This window comes from Corynebacterium sp. KPL3927, from assembly GCF_040225835.1.
Taxonomy (GTDB): domain Bacteria; phylum Actinomycetota; class Actinomycetes; order Mycobacteriales; family Mycobacteriaceae; genus Corynebacterium.
The window spans coordinates 55,898-74,127 of the sequence record NZ_JBEHGD010000007.1 but is presented as its reverse complement, the minus strand read 5'-3'; the positions used below and the strand labels follow the sequence as shown (position 1 = coordinate 74,127).

The 18,230-nt window shown below is 56.9% G+C and carries 19 protein-coding genes; 13 read left to right on the top strand and 6 right to left on the bottom strand.

Annotated features, from left to right (window positions below; all coding sequences use genetic code 11):
* The first annotated feature begins 675 nt into the window (after nt 1–675).
* The 3 genes from era to ABRP86_RS05425 are packed head-to-tail and all read left to right on the top strand — an operon-like array spanning nt 676 to nt 3,199.
* Entirely contained in the window at nt 676–1,713 is a 1,038-nt protein-coding gene (gene era / locus ABRP86_RS05435) for a GTPase Era (RefSeq protein WP_349862914.1), read from the top strand.
* A 6-nt stretch (nt 1,714–1,719) separates the two neighbouring features.
* On the top strand, nt 1,720–2,436 hold the full coding sequence (gene recO / locus ABRP86_RS05430; protein WP_349862912.1) for a DNA repair protein RecO: 717 nt from the start codon (nt 1,720–1,722) through the stop codon (nt 2,434–2,436).
* 10 nt (nt 2,437–2,446) lie between these two features.
* A complete protein-coding gene (locus ABRP86_RS05425) occupies nt 2,447–3,199 on the top strand; it encodes an isoprenyl transferase (protein ID WP_349862910.1) in 753 nt (250 codons plus the stop codon).
* Nucleotides 3,200–3,243: 44 nt separating this feature from the next.
* Here ABRP86_RS05425 and ABRP86_RS05420 read toward each other — a convergent pair whose 3' ends face one another.
* Together ABRP86_RS05420 and ABRP86_RS05415 are read right to left on the bottom strand one after the other, a co-directional pair.
* Nucleotides 3,244–3,663, bottom strand: coding sequence for a Fur family transcriptional regulator (locus ABRP86_RS05420; RefSeq protein ID WP_370657781.1), 420 nt, complete (start codon nt 3,661–3,663; stop codon nt 3,244–3,246).
* A gap of 68 nt (nt 3,664–3,731) precedes the next feature.
* The gene (locus ABRP86_RS05415; protein WP_005278104.1) at nt 3,732–4,022 is read right to left on the bottom strand and encodes an ArsR/SmtB family transcription factor; all 291 of its coding nucleotides are present in this window, start codon (nt 4,020–4,022) and stop codon (nt 3,732–3,734) included.
* Between the two features lie 188 nt (nt 4,023–4,210).
* Between ABRP86_RS05415 and ABRP86_RS05410 the strand changes: the two genes are divergently transcribed.
* The 3 genes from ABRP86_RS05410 to ABRP86_RS05400 are packed head-to-tail and all read left to right on the top strand — an operon-like array spanning nt 4,211 to nt 6,631.
* Nucleotides 4,211–5,590 carry a glycine--tRNA ligase gene (locus tag ABRP86_RS05410; RefSeq protein WP_349862908.1) on the top strand — a complete coding sequence of 460 codons (1,380 nt, stop codon included), beginning with the start codon at nt 4,211–4,213 and terminating at the stop codon, nt 5,588–5,590.
* A 4-nt stretch (nt 5,591–5,594) separates the two neighbouring features.
* Nucleotides 5,595–6,104, top strand: a complete 510-nt coding sequence (locus ABRP86_RS05405) for a hypothetical protein (protein ID WP_349862906.1) — start codon at nt 5,595–5,597, stop codon at nt 6,102–6,104.
* A complete protein-coding gene (locus ABRP86_RS05400) occupies nt 6,104–6,631 on the top strand; it encodes a hypothetical protein (protein WP_349862904.1) in 528 nt (175 codons plus the stop codon). Before ABRP86_RS05405 ends, ABRP86_RS05400 begins: the two co-directional genes overlap by 1 nt.
* Nucleotides 6,632–6,649: 18 nt before the next feature.
* On the opposite strand, the gene ABRP86_RS05395 is transcribed toward ABRP86_RS05400, so the two are convergent.
* A complete protein-coding gene (locus tag ABRP86_RS05395; RefSeq protein ID WP_349862902.1) occupies nt 6,650–8,668 on the bottom strand; it encodes a TPM domain-containing protein in 2,019 nt (672 codons plus the stop codon).
* 71 nt (nt 8,669–8,739) lie between these two features.
* Between ABRP86_RS05395 and ABRP86_RS05390 the strand changes: the two genes are divergently transcribed.
* The 4 genes from ABRP86_RS05390 (at nt 8,740) to ABRP86_RS05375 (ending at nt 13,205) form a co-directional block, all read left to right on the top strand.
* Nucleotides 8,740–9,315: a YdcF family protein gene (locus ABRP86_RS05390; RefSeq protein ID WP_349862900.1), complete on the top strand. Its 576-nt coding sequence runs from the start codon at nt 8,740–8,742 to the stop codon at nt 9,313–9,315.
* A gap of 144 nt (nt 9,316–9,459) precedes the next feature.
* Nucleotides 9,460–10,095 carry an ABC transporter ATP-binding protein gene (locus ABRP86_RS05385; RefSeq protein ID WP_023023396.1) on the top strand — a complete coding sequence of 212 codons (636 nt, stop codon included), beginning with the start codon at nt 9,460–9,462 and terminating at the stop codon, nt 10,093–10,095.
* Nucleotides 10,096–10,098: 3 nt separating this feature from the next.
* Nucleotides 10,099–11,862: a hypothetical protein gene (locus tag ABRP86_RS05380; protein WP_023023394.1), complete on the top strand. Its 1,764-nt coding sequence runs from the start codon at nt 10,099–10,101 to the stop codon at nt 11,860–11,862.
* Nucleotides 11,863–11,912: 50 nt separating this feature from the next.
* Complete coding sequence (locus tag ABRP86_RS05375) at nt 11,913–13,205, top strand: deoxyguanosinetriphosphate triphosphohydrolase (protein ID WP_349862898.1); 1,293 nt, start codon at nt 11,913–11,915, stop codon at nt 13,203–13,205.
* Nucleotides 13,206–13,377: 172 nt separating this feature from the next.
* Here the strand turns inward: ABRP86_RS05375 and ABRP86_RS05370 are convergent, their stop codons facing one another.
* Both ABRP86_RS05370 and ABRP86_RS05365 read right to left on the bottom strand, forming a co-directional pair.
* Entirely contained in the window at nt 13,378–13,611 is a 234-nt protein-coding gene (locus ABRP86_RS05370) for a hypothetical protein (RefSeq protein WP_023023390.1), read from the bottom strand.
* 2 nt (nt 13,612–13,613) lie between these two features.
* The gene (locus tag ABRP86_RS05365; protein WP_034659067.1) at nt 13,614–14,036 is read right to left on the bottom strand and encodes a guanyl-specific ribonuclease; all 423 of its coding nucleotides are present in this window, start codon (nt 14,034–14,036) and stop codon (nt 13,614–13,616) included.
* 225 nt (nt 14,037–14,261) lie between these two features.
* On the opposite strand from ABRP86_RS05365, the gene dnaG reads away from it, so the two are divergent.
* Nucleotides 14,262–16,181, top strand: coding sequence for a DNA primase (gene dnaG / locus ABRP86_RS05360; protein ID WP_349862895.1), 1,920 nt, complete (start codon nt 14,262–14,264; stop codon nt 16,179–16,181).
* A 67-nt stretch (nt 16,182–16,248) separates the two neighbouring features.
* Here dnaG and ABRP86_RS05355 read toward each other — a convergent pair whose 3' ends face one another.
* Nucleotides 16,249–16,530 carry a hypothetical protein gene (locus ABRP86_RS05355; protein ID WP_023023385.1) on the bottom strand — a complete coding sequence of 94 codons (282 nt, stop codon included), beginning with the start codon at nt 16,528–16,530 and terminating at the stop codon, nt 16,249–16,251.
* Nucleotides 16,531–16,668: 138 nt separating this feature from the next.
* Here ABRP86_RS05355 and ABRP86_RS05350 point away from each other — a divergent pair, with 138 nt between their 5' ends.
* Nucleotides 16,669–16,812 carry a hypothetical protein gene (locus ABRP86_RS05350; protein ID WP_349862893.1) on the top strand — a complete coding sequence of 48 codons (144 nt, stop codon included), beginning with the start codon at nt 16,669–16,671 and terminating at the stop codon, nt 16,810–16,812.
* Between the two features lie 125 nt (nt 16,813–16,937).
* Entirely contained in the window at nt 16,938–18,224 is a 1,287-nt protein-coding gene (locus tag ABRP86_RS05345; RefSeq protein WP_349862891.1) for an acid phosphatase, read from the top strand.
* The last annotated feature ends 6 nt before the right edge of the window (nt 18,225–18,230 follow it).

Genomic DNA, 18,230 nt, shown 5'->3' with positions numbered 1-18,230 from the left:
CCCTTGTGTTTCCAAGGGCATTCTCGTAAGAGAATCTTCGTCATAGAATTCTGGCGAGGCTCCACCCTGCGGTGGTCCCGAATATGGAGCGCCGCCGTTGCAAAGTTCTGGCCACTCGTCTGGATAAAGCAAGTGTCCATTAAGGCCACCGCATACTCCTTCCGCGCGCACGGAACGCTGGAGTGCAGGGGTATTGCACAGTTCGGTTTGGTGCGAAGAGCCATCAGAAAATCTCCCGACTGCGCCAAGGCCCATTTCGCAGTACAGCAGCTCTGGCTCAGCGGCTGCCGCTTGTGGTTGTGCGCCTGACTCCTCAGTTGCTACTTGGGCTTCTGGCTCTGCTGGGGTTTCGGAGGTGGGCTCTTGCGTGGTGGATTGGGCAACGCTGCTCGAAGCGGAGGCACTAGGTGAGCTGGATGATGAACTAGTAGAAGTACTTGTAGATTCCTCTTCGGAAGGCGAAGGGCCAGCATCAGGGGATGAACAGGCACTAATGGAAATGGTGAGAAGAGCGCCCAGGAGCAGTAGGGGAGACTTGGTTGGCATGGCGGAGTGCCTTTCACGAAGCGGTGAGAAATACACCGAGGAGGAGAGAACTGTCTTAGCTTAGCCTGCAGATTTGTTGTGGCGTGAAATAATCGGAGATTTTGGTGCGGTGGGCTATCATTGCAGGTAATGAGTTCTGATATTGATGCACAATTTGATGCGGCATTCGAGGGCCTGCCAGATGACCCCGATGATGCCGCTCCGGAAGCCGCCGGGGAGAAGGCCGCTCCGTTAGATTATTCGCAGTACACGGATACACCGGAAGGATTCCGCTCTGGATTCGTATCCTTTGTGGGCCGCCCGAATACGGGTAAATCCACGCTGACTAACGCGCTGGTGGGGCAGAAGATTGCCATTACCGCGGACCAACCGGAAACGACCCGCCACACCATCCGCGGTTTGGTTCACCGCGAGGATGCACAGGTGGTCGTAGTGGATACACCGGGTCTGCACCGCCCCCGCACCTTGTTGGGCGAGCGGCTGAATGAAGTGGTCAAAGAAACGTATGCCGATGTGGATGTCATCGGCTTGACCATTCCGGCAGATGAAAAGATCGGCCCGGGTGACCGGTGGATCTTGGATAATGTGCGCTCGATTGCGCCGAAGACCCCCATCATCGGCATCGTGACCAAGCTGGATAAAGCATCCAAGGACCAAGTGAGCGCGCAGCTTCTCGCCTTACACGAGCTCTTGGCGCAAGAAGATCCAGAGGCAGTGGTGATTCCGGTTTCTAGTAAAAAGGGCGTGCAACTGGATGACTTGGTGCAGGTCATCGTGGATCACTTGCCGGAGGGGCCGAAGTTCTACCCGGATGATCACATCACGGATGAAGGGCAAGAAAAGCGCATCGAGGAGCTTATCCGTGAGGCCGCGCTATCTGGCTTGAAGGCGGAGCTGCCGCACTCGGTTGCGGTGCAGATCGATGAAATGCTGCCCTCGCGCACGCGTGAGGGAGTGCTGGATATTCACGCCATCATGTACTTGGAGCGTCAAGGTCAAAAGCGCATCATCGAAGGTAAAGATGGCCTGCGTTTCCGCCGCATCGTGGGCAATGCCCGCAAGGAAATCATGGAGCTATTGGGCCAGAATGTGTATCTGGACCTGCGCATCAAGGTGTTGAAGAATTGGCAATCAGATGCCAAGTCGCTGGGCAGGCTCGGGTTCTAAAAGGCTATGCGCGAAAATTATCGCGACCGCGCCGTGGTCATTCGCTCCTATGATTTTGGGGAAGCCGACCGCGTAATCGTACTTCTCACCCAAAACCATGGGTTGGTGCGTGCGGTGGCCAAGGGAGTGCGCCGAGCAAAATCCCGCTTTGGATCGCGGCTGCAGCTCTTCGTCAACCTTGACGTCCAACTGTATGTGGGAAAGAACCTGGCCACGATTTCCCAGGCAGATACGGTAAATTATTTTGGCGCGCGCCTCATTGAAGACTATGAGCGCTATACGGCCGCCTGCGCGGTCTTGGAATCGGCGGAGCGGCTCATCTACGCGGATGGCGACGGCGACCCGTACCTCTACAACGCAGTCGTAGCTACGCTCGAGCAATTGCAAACCGATGAGCCGACGCAAGCGCTTGATGCGTTCTTATTGCAGGCCATGGCGCATGCCGGGTGGGCTCCGAGCCTCTTTGATTGCGCCCAGTGCCAGCGACCCGGCCCGCACCACGCCTTTCACCCGGCGGTCGGCGGCGCTGCTTGCCACGAATGTCGGCCGCCAGGTGCTGCTGAAGTGGATCCGGAAACCCTGCACCACTTGTGGCTTTTGGCACATGGCTATCCGACGGATCCGACGAATGCGCAGCGGCAGGAGGGGCATCGGCTAGCGCGGGCGCACCTGCAGTGGCACATGGAGCGAAATGTGTCCGCATTACAAGTGATGGAACAGTAAACTGTAGTCCGTGATTACCCCAGATCCTTCTCGCCGCCTGACCCCGCCGAATATCCCGGATGAGCTGCTGCCGCGCCATATTGCGTTGGTGATGGACGGCAATGGCCGCTGGGCCCAGGAAAAGGGCATGAAACGCACGGAGGGCCACCGCAGGGGAGAGGCGGTGCTTCTCGATGTCGTCGATGCTTGCCTCGCCGCCGGTGTCCCGTACCTTTCGGCCTATGCGTTTTCTACTGAAAATTGGCGGCGCAGCCCAGAAGAGGTGCGCTTTTTGATGGGCTTTAACCGCGACGTGCTGCGCCGGCAGCGAGAGTGGCTCAATGAGCGCGGCGTGCGCGTGGTGTGGGTAGGAAGGCGCCCGCGCCTGTGGCGCTCAGTGATTAAAGAGCTTGAGGCCGCCGAAGAATTGACCAAGAATAATACGAAAATGACGTTGGCCATGTGCGTGAATTACGGCGGCCGGGCGGAAATGGTCGATGGCGTGCGCCAGATTGCGGAAAAGGTCGCTGCTGGTGAGATCCGCCCGCGCGATATTAAAGAAAGCACCATCGCAGAGCATCTCTATGATCCCGGCATGCCGGACGTGGACCTATTCTTGCGGCCTTCCGGGGAGAAGCGCACCTCGAACTTCCTGCTGTGGCAGTCCGCCTACGCCGAGATGATTTATCAGGACAAGCTATTTCCTGATTTCACCCCAGAGGATCTCTTCGCCGCCATTGAGGAATATGCCCGCCGAGATCGCCGCTTCGGTGCTGTGAAGTAGGGAAGTAGCAGCTAAGGAAGGCGCGCGAGACTACCGTTCGCTGGCTACTGTGCGGCCGCGCACTGCGAACAGACGCCGAAGATCTCCGCGTCGTGGCCGGTAAGCTCGAAGTTGTACTCGGTGGCTACGGCCGAAGCCCACTTTTCAATGGGGCCACCATCGATTTCTTCGGTGCGGCCGCATTTGGTGCATACCAAGTGGTGGTGGTGCGCATCGGTTTCGCAATGGCGGTACAGGGTCTCGCCATTGGGCATGTGTAGCGCATCTACGGCATCAATATCGGACAGAGACTGTAGGGTGCGGTAGACGGTAGTGAGACCGACTTTTTCTTGTCGCTCTTGGAGCTGGTGATAAATTTCCTTGGCGGAGGCGAATTTGTCGATGTCCCGCAGGACCTCGACCACCGCGGTGCGCTGTTTAGTGTTGCGTGAGCCGAGCTTGGGGATACTCTCATGAATGGACATGACATTCATATTATCAACTCTTTTTCAACAAGCGCTATAATAAATCGTCTTTATATGCAGACCTGTTATTAAGAGGCGATTTTCGCGGCGTCTTCCAAAAGGGTTAAAACCTCCGGTGCGACCAGAGAGTAGGTCACCTCACGCCCATTGCGTTCAGAGCTGACAATCCCTGCCTGCTTAAGTACTCGCAGGTGCTGGCTAATCAGCGGCTGGGACTTGCCGGTGGCTTTTACCAGCTCGTGTACGTAATGGTCGCGCTCCGCTAGGCGGGTAATAATGGAAATGCGCAGCGGGGAATCGAGGGCCGCGATAACGCTTGCGGCCGCAGAGTTATTAAATGCTAATTGAACGGTCGTCATAGGGAGTGGGCACCTTCAATACGGTATCTATTATCTGTCGACCACTACTATATTACCTCAAGTTGGTCATTACCTGTACATTAACCGATTTAAATTTGCACCCCCTGATCACACTACGGATGGGCGATAAGGGTTAAACTGAACGAGATTGTCACGACTGTCCCCTACCAGAGGAGTCCTTTACAACCATGGCATCCCTTATCGATACCGTTGTTAATCTGTGTAAACGCCGCGGCTTGGTCTACCAGGCGGGTGAGATTTACGGCGGTTCCCGCTCCGCTTGGGACTATGGTCCTCTTGGTGTGGAGTTGAAGGAAAACATCAAGCGCCAGTGGTGGCGCCACATGGTCCAATCCCGCCCCGACGTCGTGGGTGTGGATACCTCCGTCATCCAACCGCGCCAGGTGTGGGTCTCCTCCGGCCACGTGGAAGTCTTTACTGATCCCCTGGTGGAATCCCGCCACACCGGTAAGCGCTACCGCGCCGACCACTTGCTCGAGGCCTACGAGGAAAAGCACGGCCACGAGCCAGAAAACGGCCTAGCGGATATCAACGATCCGGAAACCGGCCAGCCAGGTGACTGGACCGAGCCGAAGGCCTTTTCTGGCCTGCTGAAGACCTTCCTGGGGCCAGTCGATGACGAGCAAGGTCTGCACTACCTGCGCCCGGAGACCGCACAGGGCATTTTCATCAACTTCAAGAACGTGATGACCTCCTCGCGCATGAAGCCGCCATTTGGCATCGCCAATATTGGTAAGTCCTTCCGCAACGAGATCACCCCGGGTAACTTCATCTTCCGCACCCGCGAGTTCGAGCAGATGGAGATGGAGTTCTTCGTCAAGCCGGGCGAGGACGAAGAGTGGCACCAGTACTGGATCGATGACCGCTACAAGTGGTACACCGACCTGGGCATCAAGGAAGAAAACCTGCGCCTGTACGAGCACCCCAAGGAAAAGCTCTCGCACTACTCTAAGCGCACCGTGGATGTGGAGTACGCCTTCGGCTTCAAGGGCTCCAAGTGGGGCGAGCTGGAAGGTGTGGCCAACCGCACCGACTATGACCTGTCCGTTCACGACAAGGGCTCTGGCGAGGACCTGTCCTACTATGACCAGGCCAATGATGAGCGCTGGATTCCATACGTCATCGAGCCAGCCGCTGGTCTGGGCCGTTCCATGATGGCCTTCCTGGTAGATGCCTACGACGAGGAAGAGGCGCCGAACGCTAAGGGCGGTACCGACAAGCGCGTGGTTCTGCGCCTGGACCGCCGCTTGGCGCCCATCAAGGTCGCCGTCCTGCCATTGTCCAAGAAGGAAGAGCTGTCCACCCCGGCCCGCGAGCTCGCGGATAAGCTGCGCACTCACTGGAACGTGGACTTTGACGTCTCCGGTGCCATCGGCCGCCGCTACCGCCGCCAAGACGAGGTCGGTACGCCATTCTGCGTCACCTTCGACTTCGATTCGCTCGAGGATAACGCCGTGACCGTGCGCGAGCGCGACACCATGGAGCAAGAGCGCGTAAAGATTGAGAATCTTGAGTCTTACCTCGCCGCGCGCCTGATTGGATGCTAAGCAGATGCACTACACCAGCTGGGATCGCTCCGAGCGCGAAAAGCCCGTCCTCCTCGTTGAGGAGGGGCCGGAGCGCCTAGGCGTCTTTGCGGAGCATTCCGCCGAGGTAGACGGCAATTTTTGGCGCGTCGAGGTCAGCGATCTGGGCGCTTCGGCCACGCTTGACGATGGCTCCGTCTACCGCCTCGCCGGCCGCCTCGGCCGCGATAAGCGCCTTGAAGCCTCGCTCAATGGCCGCACCTTTCATTACGTCAATGAAAATAGCGGCGATTGGATCATCGATGATGTCGATGACAACAAGGTGGCGCAGTTTTCCGCCAAGAATTCTGGCGTGCGCAAGGCCATCTTGGAATTCGAAGACGATGCGGAGGGGCTAAACACCGCGGAGATCGCCGGTCTGAGCTGGTTTACCCGCGCGATTTTGGAAAAGAACACCAAAAACTCCGCGTGGGTATGGATCATCACGCTGGTATTGGCCTCCATCGTCGCCCTGCTGGCGGTGTTCATTTTCTAATGGCGGGAACGATGCCGTGGCAGTGGAATGGTGCTACTCTGCGCGACGTACGCGGCACCGACATCGCCTGGGTGCGAGACGGGGTACTGACCATTGCCGGCGCGCTCTCCGGGGATCCCGCACAGCCGGATGTGCTTTTTGACGTAGAGACCTCGCTAGACGGTGCAACCGCCTCCCCGCGTTTTTTCCTGCGGGCTCGGCCGCGTGCCAGCCGCAGCGCGGGTTCCGGAGCTGCGAAACATTATGAAGTTTCGCAGGCGGGATTGACCGTCACGCGCCTGCGCGCGACCTGCGGAGACACCCACTACCTTTTGGAGCGCTCCGCCATCTTTGGCAAGCAGCGCCGCATCGTGGCCCTTGCCGAAGATGGTAGCACGGAGGGCTGCGAGGTTGCGCGCCTTAACCCGCGGGGCAATGGCCTAGAAGTAGCGGCCGCTGATAACAATGGCCTTCCGGACGTGGATGCGGTAGTGCTGAGCTATAGCTGCCTGCTTGTTGATGCCGCACCGCGCATCGTGCGCGGCTAAGCGCCAACAAAGCAGGCCTTAGAAGGAGCCGCCGCGGAAACCGCCTCCGCCACCGCCGCCGGAGAATCCTCCTCCGCCGCCACCGAAGCTGCCGCCGCCTCCGCTGAAACCACCCCCGAAGCCGCGGCCACCGCCGCCCAAGATTTGGCCTAAGACCATACCGGTGATGATATTGCCGGCCGCAGAACTCGTTTGCTGGCGTTGTTGCTGGCGGCGGTATTCATCGGAATCATCCTTGGCCCGTTGCAGGGCGGTCTGTGCTGCGGCCACGGCCTCGCGGGAGGATTGCAGTGCGCCGCGGATATCGCTGCGCTGGGTGTGCAGGGCTTGGGCGTGGAGACGCTTGGCATCGGCAAGCGCGGTGCGGGCGCCGGAACCAACGATGCGCCCGCGCGAGGAAATGAGATCCTCGGCGGCCTGAATATTGGATTCCGCCGCCGACATTTGCTGGTGGAAAAGCTCGAGCTGGCGCGCGTGGGTGGAGGTCTTTTCCCGCACGCGGTCGAGGCCCTCATCAAGCTCGGTATCGATGCTCATAAGGGCGGTGTGCTGGCCCAAGGGATCCGTATCGCCCTGCTGCTTGGCGTCAGTTACCGCGGCAGAAGCGCGCTCAAGCAGCTCCTCGAGGGCCTCCCAATCCGCCTGGGTTCCCTGAGATTTGCCTTGGCGCTCCAGTTCTCGGGCTTCCTCGATTTCACCCTCGACCTCGGTGATGAGCGCGCCCAGATTGCGGCGCGCGGAGGAAATATTCTCCTCGGCGTGTTCCACACTGGTAAGGAGCCTATCGGTAACCTCCGTGGCGTGCTCAATATCGCGGATAAGCCCCACGAGCGACCCCTGTTGTCCGGCGGGTTGGCCCTGCACCTCGCGGGCTTGGTCCAGGAGCTTTTCCGCTTCATCGAGGGAGGCGCTAGCCAATTCTGGGTTATCCGCAATGGAGGATAGGACCTCTGCAGAGTAGTCCTCTTGGAGCTTTTTCAGGGTACCTTCGGCACCCGGCAGGCGGGTGCGCAGCCCGACGGTGCGCTGGGTGAGCTCGTCCAACTTAGAGTCGCTTTGCAGCAGCAGGTCTCGCATCCGGGCAAACTCTTCTGCCTGGCTATCCAGTGTGTCATCGGCTTGGCCGCAGGTGGAGACTATTTCTACCAGCATTTGCCGGCGCTCGGCCTGGGATTCCGGTACCGCATCATCGAGGCGCTGGCGAATCTTGAAGGCCTTTTGCAGGGTAGAGGTGGAATGATTCATCGCCTTGGTAAACGGGCGGGTGCGCTCCGGCCCGAATTCAGACAGGGCGATATTGAGCTCTTCCTTGCCGCGGCGGATGGATTCATCCGTGGAAACCAACTCTTCCTGGGCCAATTTATCCAAGGTATCTAGCGGCAGCCGGTTTAATTGATCGGTATCTTCTGGCGCAATCTCGCGGGCAGACTCTAAAGTCTTTGCCTTACTCTTCTTTGTATTGCGGCGCGAGTAATACCAGACGCCACCTCCTGCAGCGACGATGGCGGCGGCGCCACCGCCCAACCAGGCCATGCCAGAAGAATCGGAGGAGCTGGAGTTACCAAGGGCAGCATCGGCAAGCGCGATCGCAGAAGCGCCGTATTCCTCATTGGAGAGCTTGCTATAGGCGGCATCGTACATCTGATCCAGGCGGCCCTCGGGCCATTGATCGCCGGTCTGCACGCCCACCTGGCGCTCGTTCACGCCAACGACATAGGCCGCGGAATTCGGGCCCTTCTCGTTGACGATGTTGCGTGCATAGCTTTCTGGATCAGTGCCAGGATCGTTTGCGAAGACAACGAAGATGATGAGCGACTGGTCTTTTTGTAGCTGGGTGATCTTCTCATTGATCTCCCTAATTTCCTCGGTGCTTAAGACCCCTGCCTCATCGTTTACCCTATCCGTCACCGCTGCCGTATCCGGGGCTTGGGCGATGGTAATGGTCTCCGCGGCTAGGGCCTGGCCTGCGCCAATGGAGGTGCAGCCGAGCAAAAATGCCGCGATGGTAGCGCGGCCGATTCGTGCACTAAGATTCATGCCCACAACTCTACCTGCCCGAACGCCCAATCCGGAGAACCTCCTCTGCAGGCAGTAGGGTGGGAAGTATTGTGAAATACGTCGTTGTTTTAGGCACCGCGCAATACGATGGCCGCCCCTCCCGCATCCTAGCCGGGCGTCTGCGCCATGCCGGGGAGCTGGCCACCTCCCGCGGCCTGCCCGTCATAACCGTCGGCGGCCAGCTGCCCGGGGATCGGTTTACCGAGGCTGGGGTCGCGCGCGATTACCTGCGCGAGCACTTCCCTGAGCTGCAGGTATCCGCCGTGGAGGAAGGCCTCGATACGCGTGAGTCCTTAGCTGCGGTTATCGATGCCCACGGCCTTGCCGATGCCATCATCGTCACCGATCCCTTGCACAGGTTGCGCACGTGGGTCATCGCCAAGCAAGAAGGGCTCAATGCCTCGGTCTCGGGCACGCCCTATTATCCCGCCCGGCGCTTTTCCAAGTCCTGGTGGCGCTACCTCGCGCACGAATGCGGCGGGCTGTTTTATATTGGGCTCGCCAGCATCGTCTCTCCCCGGTGTGCGCGTGCCTGGAAAAGGCGCCTGTACCGCATTGAACTGATGCTGCGGCCGAATCAGAAGCTGCGGCACGAAACGATGCAAAATAAAGAAAGGACTCCTTAAATATAAAAGTGATTTTCATATGCTATTTTATAGGCTGATGATAGTTTTTAAATAGGGGATCTTGTTTATTGATGTGGTCATCGGGTCATCATGAAAAGCTATCCTCGCACATTTTGAAATGCTTCGGAGATTCACGTGGAGAACATGCTGCAACTAGAAGACCTAGTGGTACAGTTAAGCAGGAAAAGTAGACCGTTATTTTCCATCAATTCCGTGCATGAGCCAGGTACCCTCACCTGGATTCGTGGAGCCTCTGGGTCTGGTAAAACTACACTGCTCCGTGTGGTTTGTGGCCTCCAAAAACCCACATCGGGAACAGTTAACATCTTCGGAAACAATTTGTGGAGCTCTTCTGAAAAGGACAGAGATAGGCTTCGAGCGAAGTCAATGGGAATTGTCTTTCAAGATTCCGGCATAGTCCCCTGTCTGACGATCGACGAAAACCTATCCTTCGCTCGAGAGCTAAGTGGGACTTCTACAACGCAGGAAGACAATCGTTCGCTGTTGGCTCAATTTAGCATGAGTGAATATGCTGACTCACTTCCACACGAGCTTTCGGGCGGGCAACGTCAACGTGCAGCCATAGCCACGGCGATTTCCAAAGGGCCTCGACTAATTCTCGCAGATGAGCCAACAAGCGCGTTAGATGAGAAAAATGCGTACTCAGTATTGCGCTATTTGCATAACTATGTAAAAGAAAACCGGACAATCGCATTGGTCGTGTCCCATGACGACCGATTAGAGAAATTTACTGATCAGGTCTTGGAAATCGGGGGTTAACTAATGAACTTTCGCGCGGTCGAATCTAGGATACGCAAAGACACTTTCGCGGAAAGTATTCCATTGCTCACAACGGCGCTTGTACTTATGTTCTTCGTGAGCCTGTTGATCTCGACTATAGCTGCGGAAGAGGTAGCTGAATCTATGTCAATGGGGCTGATGTATTCAGCTATTATCTCCACTGTTCCCTTTGCCCTAGCTCTCAAATACTGCATAAGGCATGTGGTGGAAGGGAGGCGCCACCACTATGAAGCTCTTCGTCTATTTGGACTGTCGCTAAAGCGAATTCGGCGAGAATTATTTCTCGAATTACTTACGGCGTATGCGTGCTTTGCTATTATCAGCGCTTTTCTTGTTCCCGTGTTGATGAAACCAATCTTTCTCTTTTTGTATTCGGGCTTTGGCGTTGAGCTTCCCAAAGGACTTCCTTCACCGTTGCTAATTGCGCCAATTTCGTGGTGCATACTCACAGTCCTGAGCTTTGTTCCCTTTCAACAGGAAACGAAGGTTTTGGAGAATTTGAGTCGGGGCCCGACGAGTAGGGATTCAATACCACGAAGCCCACGAGCTGCACAGCTTCTTCGCTATCCGCTGGGTATAGTGGCTTTTGCCGTGCTACTTGGAGGACTTGGATTAATTCCTCAGGCGACACCTGCAAGTAGGTGGCCATTGATCTTTGTATATTGCGTTCCGTTTTTGGTGAGTGCGGCTTCTGTATTTATTTACGCTGTTGTCCTCTATCTTGTCGAATTTTTTGCCCTTAAGCTCAGGAGATGGAGTCCTCTGCTTTTGGGAGTCCGGTACACACGGTCCTTTATTGCTACTACCGTATTGCGGGTTTCTTGTATCTTTGTCATGTTTCCAATCATTCTTTTTATTGCGAATGATTCTGCACTTTTCTCCGCTAGAGAAGCATTAGCAGACAACGCTAAGGATGTGTACGTCGCGACGCCGGAGGAAGGCGACACTTCTAGCTCGGTTAACGCTGAGAATGCTTGCCGGACCCACTCGGAAGACTGCTTAGGTGTTCTTAGCTGGGTGCCTGCTGTCGAGGGCCCAAACGGACTTCAGCCTTCCACCCCAGAAGAAGGCGCGGTCTTTGCTTTAGTGGAAGATCGGGAAGGAACGGTCGGCTCGTTGGTGAGAAACCCAACGGTAACCGAGCGGGAACCTAGATCGCCGTTTGATCAGACTTGGATGCGGCCATGGGATCAAACCTTTAATTCTCGGGAGGATCCTGCGTGGGAAAGGGCCGAAGAAGAAGGTGCAGCCTACTCTGTAGCTGTATTCTCGAAGGAAGTAGAGCTGCGGGATTTCGGGGCATTGCACGTTATAGGCGCTAATCAATGGGCCGAGAACTTACCTTCGACATTGTTTTACGGTCCGAATGGTACAGGTACTAGCGAGTTTATCCCTCTGTTCGCTTATGTGATTGTTGGGGGAGCGGTTCTCATATTCGGACTCGCCTTGGCACAGCAAGGTCGGCTCATCCGTTTCGTTACCATCGCTTGGCAGCAAGGAGTTTCAGCCGCAGAAGCACACCGCAATAGGATACTTGCTAACTGTCTGCCGTCTGCCTTTGCAGTAGTTTTATCGCTAGGATCAGCCGGACTTTTGAGTCTGTACATGAACTACAATATTGCGCAAAAGCTTGTGCTACATTTCCCCGCTGTTCCTATTGGGCTCATCTTTTTCTTAGTTGTGGTCGTCGGCTTGGCTTCGATCGGCGGTAATTTCGTGAAAGGTCCGCAAGGTACAAAGAGCTAAGCAGCCACGTTGTTGCCCCAAAAGGCCAGTTCACAGAATAAACTTAGAGCGTGTCTTATTCTTATGCTGCAGCTGATTTTGCCCGGCTGGCCGAAGAACCGCCCAAGGGATCTACGATTAGCGATATCGAAGAACACCGCGGGGGATTCTCCCGCGACCGTGCCCGCGTCTTGCACTCGGCTGCGCTGCGGCGATTGGCGGATAAAACCCAGGTCGTAGGCCCACGCGATGGCGATACCCCGCGCACGCGGCTTACCCACTCGCTCGAGGTTGGCCAGATTGCCCGTGGCATCGGCGCCGGCCTCGGCCTCGATCCGGATCTCTGTGACATGGCCGGGCTCACCCACGATATTGGCCACCCGCCCTATGGTCACAACGGCGAAAATGCGCTCAATGAGGTTGCACAGGGCGGTTTTGAAGGAAATGCGCAAACGCTGCGCATCCTCACCCGACTTGAGCCCAAAGTCCTCGTCGAGGACGCCGATGGCACCGCCCACAGCTTTGGCCTCAATCTCACCCGCGCTGCGCTCGATGGCGCGTGCAAATATCCTTGGACCAAGACCAATCCGGATGGCACCATCAACCGGAAATACGGCGCTTATGATGAGGACGCGGACCTTTTAACGTGGTTGCGCGAGGGCCACACCGATAACCGAAAGTGCATCGAGGCCCAGGTCATGGACTGGTCCGATGATATTGCCTATTCCGTGCACGACGTGGAAGATGGCATCATCTCCCAGCGCATTTCCTTGAACGTGTTGTGGGATTTGGTGGAGCTAGCCCACCTTGCAGAAAAGGGCGCCGAGGCCTTTGGCGGAACCGCCGATGAACTCTTGGAAGCCGCCGATAGCCTGCGCAACCTCGATGTCATCAACGCCCTTGGTAATTTCGACTACACCCTGCGCGATTATGCCAAGCTGAAAAAGATGACCTCTGAGCTGGTGGGACGCTATGTGGGCGCCACCATCGGTGCCACCTCGGAGGCGAATGCCGAACTCATCAGCGACAGTACGCTCGGCCGCATGCACGGTGACCTCCGCGTTCCGCCCTTGGCACAAGCAGAGGTCAAGCTCTTAAAGACGATTGCTGTGCTTTACGTGATGGATGAGCCAGCGCACCTAGCCCGCCAAGACCGCCAGCGCGAGCGCATCTACCGCGTCTACGACTACCTCGTTGCCGGTGCGCCCGGTTCGCTCGATGCCACCTTCCGCCTGTGGTGGGAGCAGGCCGATACCGACGCCGCTCGCGACCGCGCCATCATTGATCAGATTGCCTCCATGACCGAATCCCGCCTCGAGCGGCTGGCCCGCCGGAGCGCTGACCTTTCGGGGTTCTTGGACTAATAGCTTTGCAGGCTTGGTTGCCCTTTTGAGGGGCTTGGCCGCGGTCTTTCTCTAAAAGTGCAACCTCCGCTGCTATTTTTGAGGCGGAAAAGTGATACTTGAGGGCGCGCAATGCTCAGTTATTGCAGTGGACCTATAGCATCGCGGAATGTCAGTATCTGCGGACTAGCTATTAGCGCGCGAGCCTAACGCCTTCATCGTGGACAACGGCGGCGATGGCCGCGAAGTCATCCAATTCCATTTCCATGTTGGCAGCCACGATGGTGGATACTTCATTCTCGCGCAGGAATTTAGCTAGATCTTCTAGGCTGCGCGGGCCACAATCCACACATCCATGGGTGCGTCCTAAGGCATTGAAGAAATCCGTACGGGTACGGATGGGTTCCGTAATTAAAATGCGGTGCACTATTAATCCTCTGCGTCCGGGATAGAACAGAATGTTTGGTAATGGTCATCGGTGTAGTACCACACATCGGGGTCGGTTTCGGTGCCACCGCCGGTGACGATGCGCCTCGATCCGCGATGATTACTGCCAGGGGTTTCTACCGTGTACTCGCGGTAATAGTCCTGCGCCTGCTGGGGGAGGACGCCTTCATAATTGCCAAAATGGGAATTGTCTTTGTCGGGGTAGTCATAAGGGCCGCCGGCCAGAATATCGTCTGCAGTTTCTTCGGCCTCGCTGGGAAGGGAAGAAATTGCGCAGGTCTCATCCGTCGACGTTGCATCCTCATCACCGCCGAGGTCGAAGCCGAAATAACTAGCGCCTGCGACGATGGCGAGTCCACCAAGGGCCACTGGAAGCGATTTCTTAGACGCTTTGGACTTGGACATGCTCCCTATTGTTGCAGGAAATATCTCGAAAACATAAACGTCCACTGCGTCAAGAGCAATACCCAAAATTGCCCCGTCCCGGGGGTGGGGATACCTGGCGAAAGGCTGCCCCACATGTGGGTAAAACACGGTGATTCTGTGTACTTGTTGATCGGGACAACCTAATGCGACCATCCTGGCTTTAGCGGTTGAGCATTCGATAAATGGGCGGGGTAGTCTGTAGCCATGGCAAAGGGCAGAATTCCGGACAGTGATATCCAAGCTATCCGTGAACGCGCGCCTTTAGAAGAAATCGTGGGCGAATATGTGCAGCTCAAACCTGCCGGGCATGATTCTTTGAAGGGCTTGAGCCCTTTCAAGGATGAAAAGACGCCGTCCTTCCACGTCCGCCCGCAGCGCGGTTATTATCACTGCTTTTCCACCGGTAAGGGTGGCGATGTATTCAGCTTCCTGATGGAGATGGAACAGGTCTCTTTTCCGGAGGCCGTGGAAGCTGTGGCGCAGAAGATTGGCTACCACATTAATTACCAGGGTGGCTCGACCGGTGCCCGCACTGAGAAGCCGGGTACGAGGCAGCGGCTAATCGCTGCGAATAAAGCGGTGCACGAGTTCTACCGGAAGCAGCTGGAAACCCCAGAGGCGGCAACGGCGCGCAATTTCTTGCTGGACCGCGGGTTTAGCCGTGAGGTTATTTATGATTTCGAGTGCGGGTACGCTCCGGAAGGTTGGGATACGGCCACAAAGCACCTATTGCGCATGGGGTTTTCCTTTGAAGAGCTAGAGGCAGCCGGCATTTCCAAGATGGGAAAGCGCGGTCCCATTGACCGTTTCCACCGCCGGTTGCTGTGGCCCATTAAGGATCTTTCCGGCAACGTCATTGGCTTTGGTGCGCGCAAGCTCTTTGATGATGACAAGCTGGGTAAGTACATGAATACGCCCGAGACCATGCTTTATCACAAGTCCAAGGTGCTCTTTGGGTTGGATTTGGCCAAGCGAAATATCGCAGAAGGCCACCAAGCTGTGGTGGTGGAAGGCTATACGGATGTGATGGCCATGTATGCGGCAGGCATTAAAACTGCCGTGGCCTCGTGCGGTACGGCCTTTGGCGGGGAGCACCTGCAGGTGCTGCGCCGGCTCATGCTGGATGATTCCTATTTCCACGGCGAACTCATCTACACCTTCGATGGTGATGAGGCGGGACAGAAGGCCGCGATGCGTGCCTTTGACGGGGAACAGAAATTTACCGGACAATCCTTCGTCTCCGTGGCCCCAGACGGCATGGACCCGTGCGATCTGCGCCTTGAAAAGGGCGATGCCGCGGTGCGCGATCTGGTGGCAGACCGCATCCCCATGTTTGAGTTCGTCATTCAGTCAGTAATTGCTGATTTCCGGATTGATACTGCTGAAGGCCGCTTGCAGGCCTTGCGGCGGGCGGTGCCCATCGTCGCGCAAATCCGTGACCAGCCCCTGCAGCGCGAGTACGCCCGCCGACTTGCTGGCTGGGTGGGTTGGAATGATCCGGAAGAGGTGCTGCGCCAAGTGCGCGCGGAGGCAAAGAAGCCGAAGAAGGCAGACAAGCCTACGATTCGCCGCTTTGAAAATGCACAGCCGCAGCCGGCGCAGCAGGATGTGCCCATGATCCATCCGCCCAGCCCAAAGGAGACCCACCTGTGGCCGCAGCGGGAGGCGCTGAAATTGGCCTTGCAGATGCCAGAGGTCGTTGGCTCGTATTTTGATGGCATTACTGCCGATGCCTACACCAACGACGCCTACCGCATCGTGCGCCAAGCGATTTCCGCTGTGGGCGGGGCAGACAAGGGAGCCACCATGTCCGGAGTGGATTGGATTGCCGCCGTTGCCGGGGAAATGCAGGATCTTACGGGAAGGAATTTCGTCTCCGAGCTGGCAGTCGAGGCCATCCTGCCCACGGACGTGGGCGCAGAAAAATATGCGGACTCGGTGCTCTCGCGGCTGCAGGAAACCGTCGTGGGAGATCAGATTGCGCAGCTGAAAGCCCAATTAGGCCGAATGCGGCCAACCGATGATGAGGCCGGCTATAACTCCCTGTTCGCAGACCTCATTGCCCTGGAGCAGGCACGCCGCGAGCTCAATGATCGCGCCTTTCGCGGTACGCCAGGTATATAAAATCCCCGGGCAAGCACTCGAGCGCTAGTTTAGGTGCTGCGCGGGGAGGGGCTAACGGGGAAAATTTTTAATCCTCATCGGGTTCATAAATCCGGTCTGCCTGTGGAGCCTGGTTCCCGCGAGCCTTGCCTTTGCCCCGGCGCTTTTCGGAAAGGTCGTGGATTTCGCGCATGCGTGGCTCAGGATCCAGGCGGTTGGCTACCATCTTGCGCGCGGAACGCACCGCAGATTTGGTGGCGGGGGAGTTGACGGTCTTTTGATAGGCGCTTTTCATTTGGTGGTAGCGCTTGCGGCCCGCCTTGGTGCCAAATACGTACCCTGCGGCGGCGCCGAAGACGAATTGGATCATTATTGACTAATTCCCCTTTATTCTATGCGAGCAAAAGTTCTTCTCTAGCTTACCGCGTATGTACGCTTTCGCGCCGAAACCGCCCGCTGGAACCGCCCTCCTGTTTTCATTGGCGCCTATTCGCGCTAGGTTGAGTTAATGAGTCTTCATCAGCAGCGAGATCCGGCCATGGCCGCCGCAGTGGCATTTGCCGCGCTCGCCACTGCGGGCTTATCCACGCCTGGTGCTGAACCGTCCGAGGAAACACGGTTCTGGGTGGAGAAGGTTGGGGACATCGATTAGCTTGAGCGGTCATATAACTATTTGTTTAAAAAAGCGCTGAAAACGGTTAGTGCGCAGTTCATACTTCCTTAACGTTAGCTGGTTAGTGTGCAGAGGAAATCACTTCTAGCTGAAAGTTGCGATATATGACCCGTATTTTCAATCGTGGTGTTTCGCGTCGAGTACTTGCTCTCGGAGCGGCCGCCAGCTTCACCGTTGCTTCCTTTGCACCCGCTGCGCAGGCGGGTGAGCTTTCGTCCAAGGTGCCGCAGGTACAGGGATCTAGCAGTGGATCCAGCATTGGCCCTTCTCCTGTGCAGCACCCAGGCGCGCCGGTTCCTCAGCCCTTTGGTGCGGACTATCTTGTGGGCTTTGAATCCGATATTTCGTCTTACCAATTTGGCAACTATTGGCAGGTTGTCCGCGGGTTTGACCAGATTAAGCACCAGCCAGAGGTCCTTGAAGAAAACATGGATAAGGTAGTGGCCATTAACAATGCGGCCGCCGATGACCCTGAGCTGATCGCCCGTGCGCAATCCGATGCCAAGGCAAGCTCCGGTGGGATCCTAGGAGCCATTTCTGACTCCATGGGAGAGAGCCTGGGCGGTGCATTCCGCGAGGCCTTGGCAGAGCATCGACTGCCCAAAACACAGTACCTGCTGGGCAATGGCTACGCCGCCCGTGCTGGAGGACTGGCTAGCTCCACCTTCGCAGAAAAGTACTACTTCCGTTATGACCGCCCATTCGTGCAGGCACCCGATGCTATTAACCGCTACGAAGATGAGTCGAAGGATCTCTATTCCACCTCGCCGGCTTTCCCCTCCGGGCACACTAACCAGGCAACGTGGATCACCACTTTGATGGCCTCTATGCTTCCGGAGGTAGGCCCGCAATTAATGCTGCGCGGCGCCGAAGCAGGAAACCACCGCGTCGTTCTGGGTGTGCACTACCCATTGGATGTCATTGGTGGCCGCATGACTGGTCAAGCTGCGGCGGCGGATCGCTTGAACGATGACCGCATGCGCGATGCATTGCAGCAGGCTGCGCAGGAAATTCGTGAAGAGATTCAGTGGCGTACGGGCAAATCTGTAGAAGAACTCGTCGCACAGGATAAGGCCGATGGCAAGGAATACCGGTCCACTACAGATGCTGTAGACGAATACACGGATTTCTTGGATTATGATTTCACTCCAAGCAATCCGACGGATGCGCCGATGGTCGTTCCGCAGGCCGCCCCGGTACTGCTCGCCGCTTCCCACCCGGACCTGACTCCGGAACAGCGCGCCGAGGTGCTACGCCAGACCGCACGCCCTGCCGGCAATCCATTGGATTGGCAAGGCAAGGACGGCTCCTGGCAGCGGCTTAACGTGGCCCGCGCCATGGCGGCGCAAGTCAACGTTAATGCAGATGGCAGCGTGAGCGTCCAAGGCTAGCTTGGT

Bases quoted from the DNA above. Each gene is read 5' to 3' on its own strand.
- dnaG (WP_349862895.1), top strand. From the start codon at position 14,262: ATGGCAAAGGGCAGAATTCCGGACAGTGATATCCAAGCTATCCGTGAA.
- recO (WP_349862912.1), top strand. From the start codon at position 1,720: ATGCGCGAAAATTATCGCGACCGCGCCGTGGTCATTCGCTCCTATGAT.
- ABRP86_RS05410 (WP_349862908.1), top strand. From the start codon at position 4,211: ATGGCATCCCTTATCGATACCGTTGTTAATCTGTGTAAACGCCGCGGC.
- ABRP86_RS05405 (WP_349862906.1), top strand. From the start codon at position 5,595: ATGCACTACACCAGCTGGGATCGCTCCGAGCGCGAAAAGCCCGTCCTC.
- ABRP86_RS05355 (WP_023023385.1), bottom strand. From the start codon at position 16,530: ATGATCCAATTCGTCTTCGGCGCCGCCGCAGGGTACGTATTTGGCACC.
- ABRP86_RS05345 (WP_349862891.1), top strand. From the start codon at position 16,938: ATGACCCGTATTTTCAATCGTGGTGTTTCGCGTCGAGTACTTGCTCTC.
- ABRP86_RS05350 (WP_349862893.1), top strand. From the start codon at position 16,669: ATGAGTCTTCATCAGCAGCGAGATCCGGCCATGGCCGCCGCAGTGGCA.
- ABRP86_RS05415 (WP_005278104.1), bottom strand. From the start codon at position 4,022: ATGACGACCGTTCAATTAGCATTTAATAACTCTGCGGCCGCAAGCGTT.
- ABRP86_RS05395 (WP_349862902.1), bottom strand. From the start codon at position 8,668: ATGAATCTTAGTGCACGAATCGGCCGCGCTACCATCGCGGCATTTTTG.
- era (WP_349862914.1), top strand. From the start codon at position 676: ATGAGTTCTGATATTGATGCACAATTTGATGCGGCATTCGAGGGCCTG.
- ABRP86_RS05365 (WP_034659067.1), bottom strand. From the start codon at position 14,036: ATGTCCAAGTCCAAAGCGTCTAAGAAATCGCTTCCAGTGGCCCTTGGT.
- ABRP86_RS05385 (WP_023023396.1), top strand. From the start codon at position 9,460: ATGCTGCAACTAGAAGACCTAGTGGTACAGTTAAGCAGGAAAAGTAGA.
- ABRP86_RS05420 (WP_370657781.1), bottom strand. From the start codon at position 3,663: ATGTCCATTCATGAGAGTATCCCCAAGCTCGGCTCACGCAACACTAAA.
- ABRP86_RS05400 (WP_349862904.1), top strand. From the start codon at position 6,104: ATGGCGGGAACGATGCCGTGGCAGTGGAATGGTGCTACTCTGCGCGAC.
- ABRP86_RS05380 (WP_023023394.1), top strand. From the start codon at position 10,099: ATGAACTTTCGCGCGGTCGAATCTAGGATACGCAAAGACACTTTCGCG.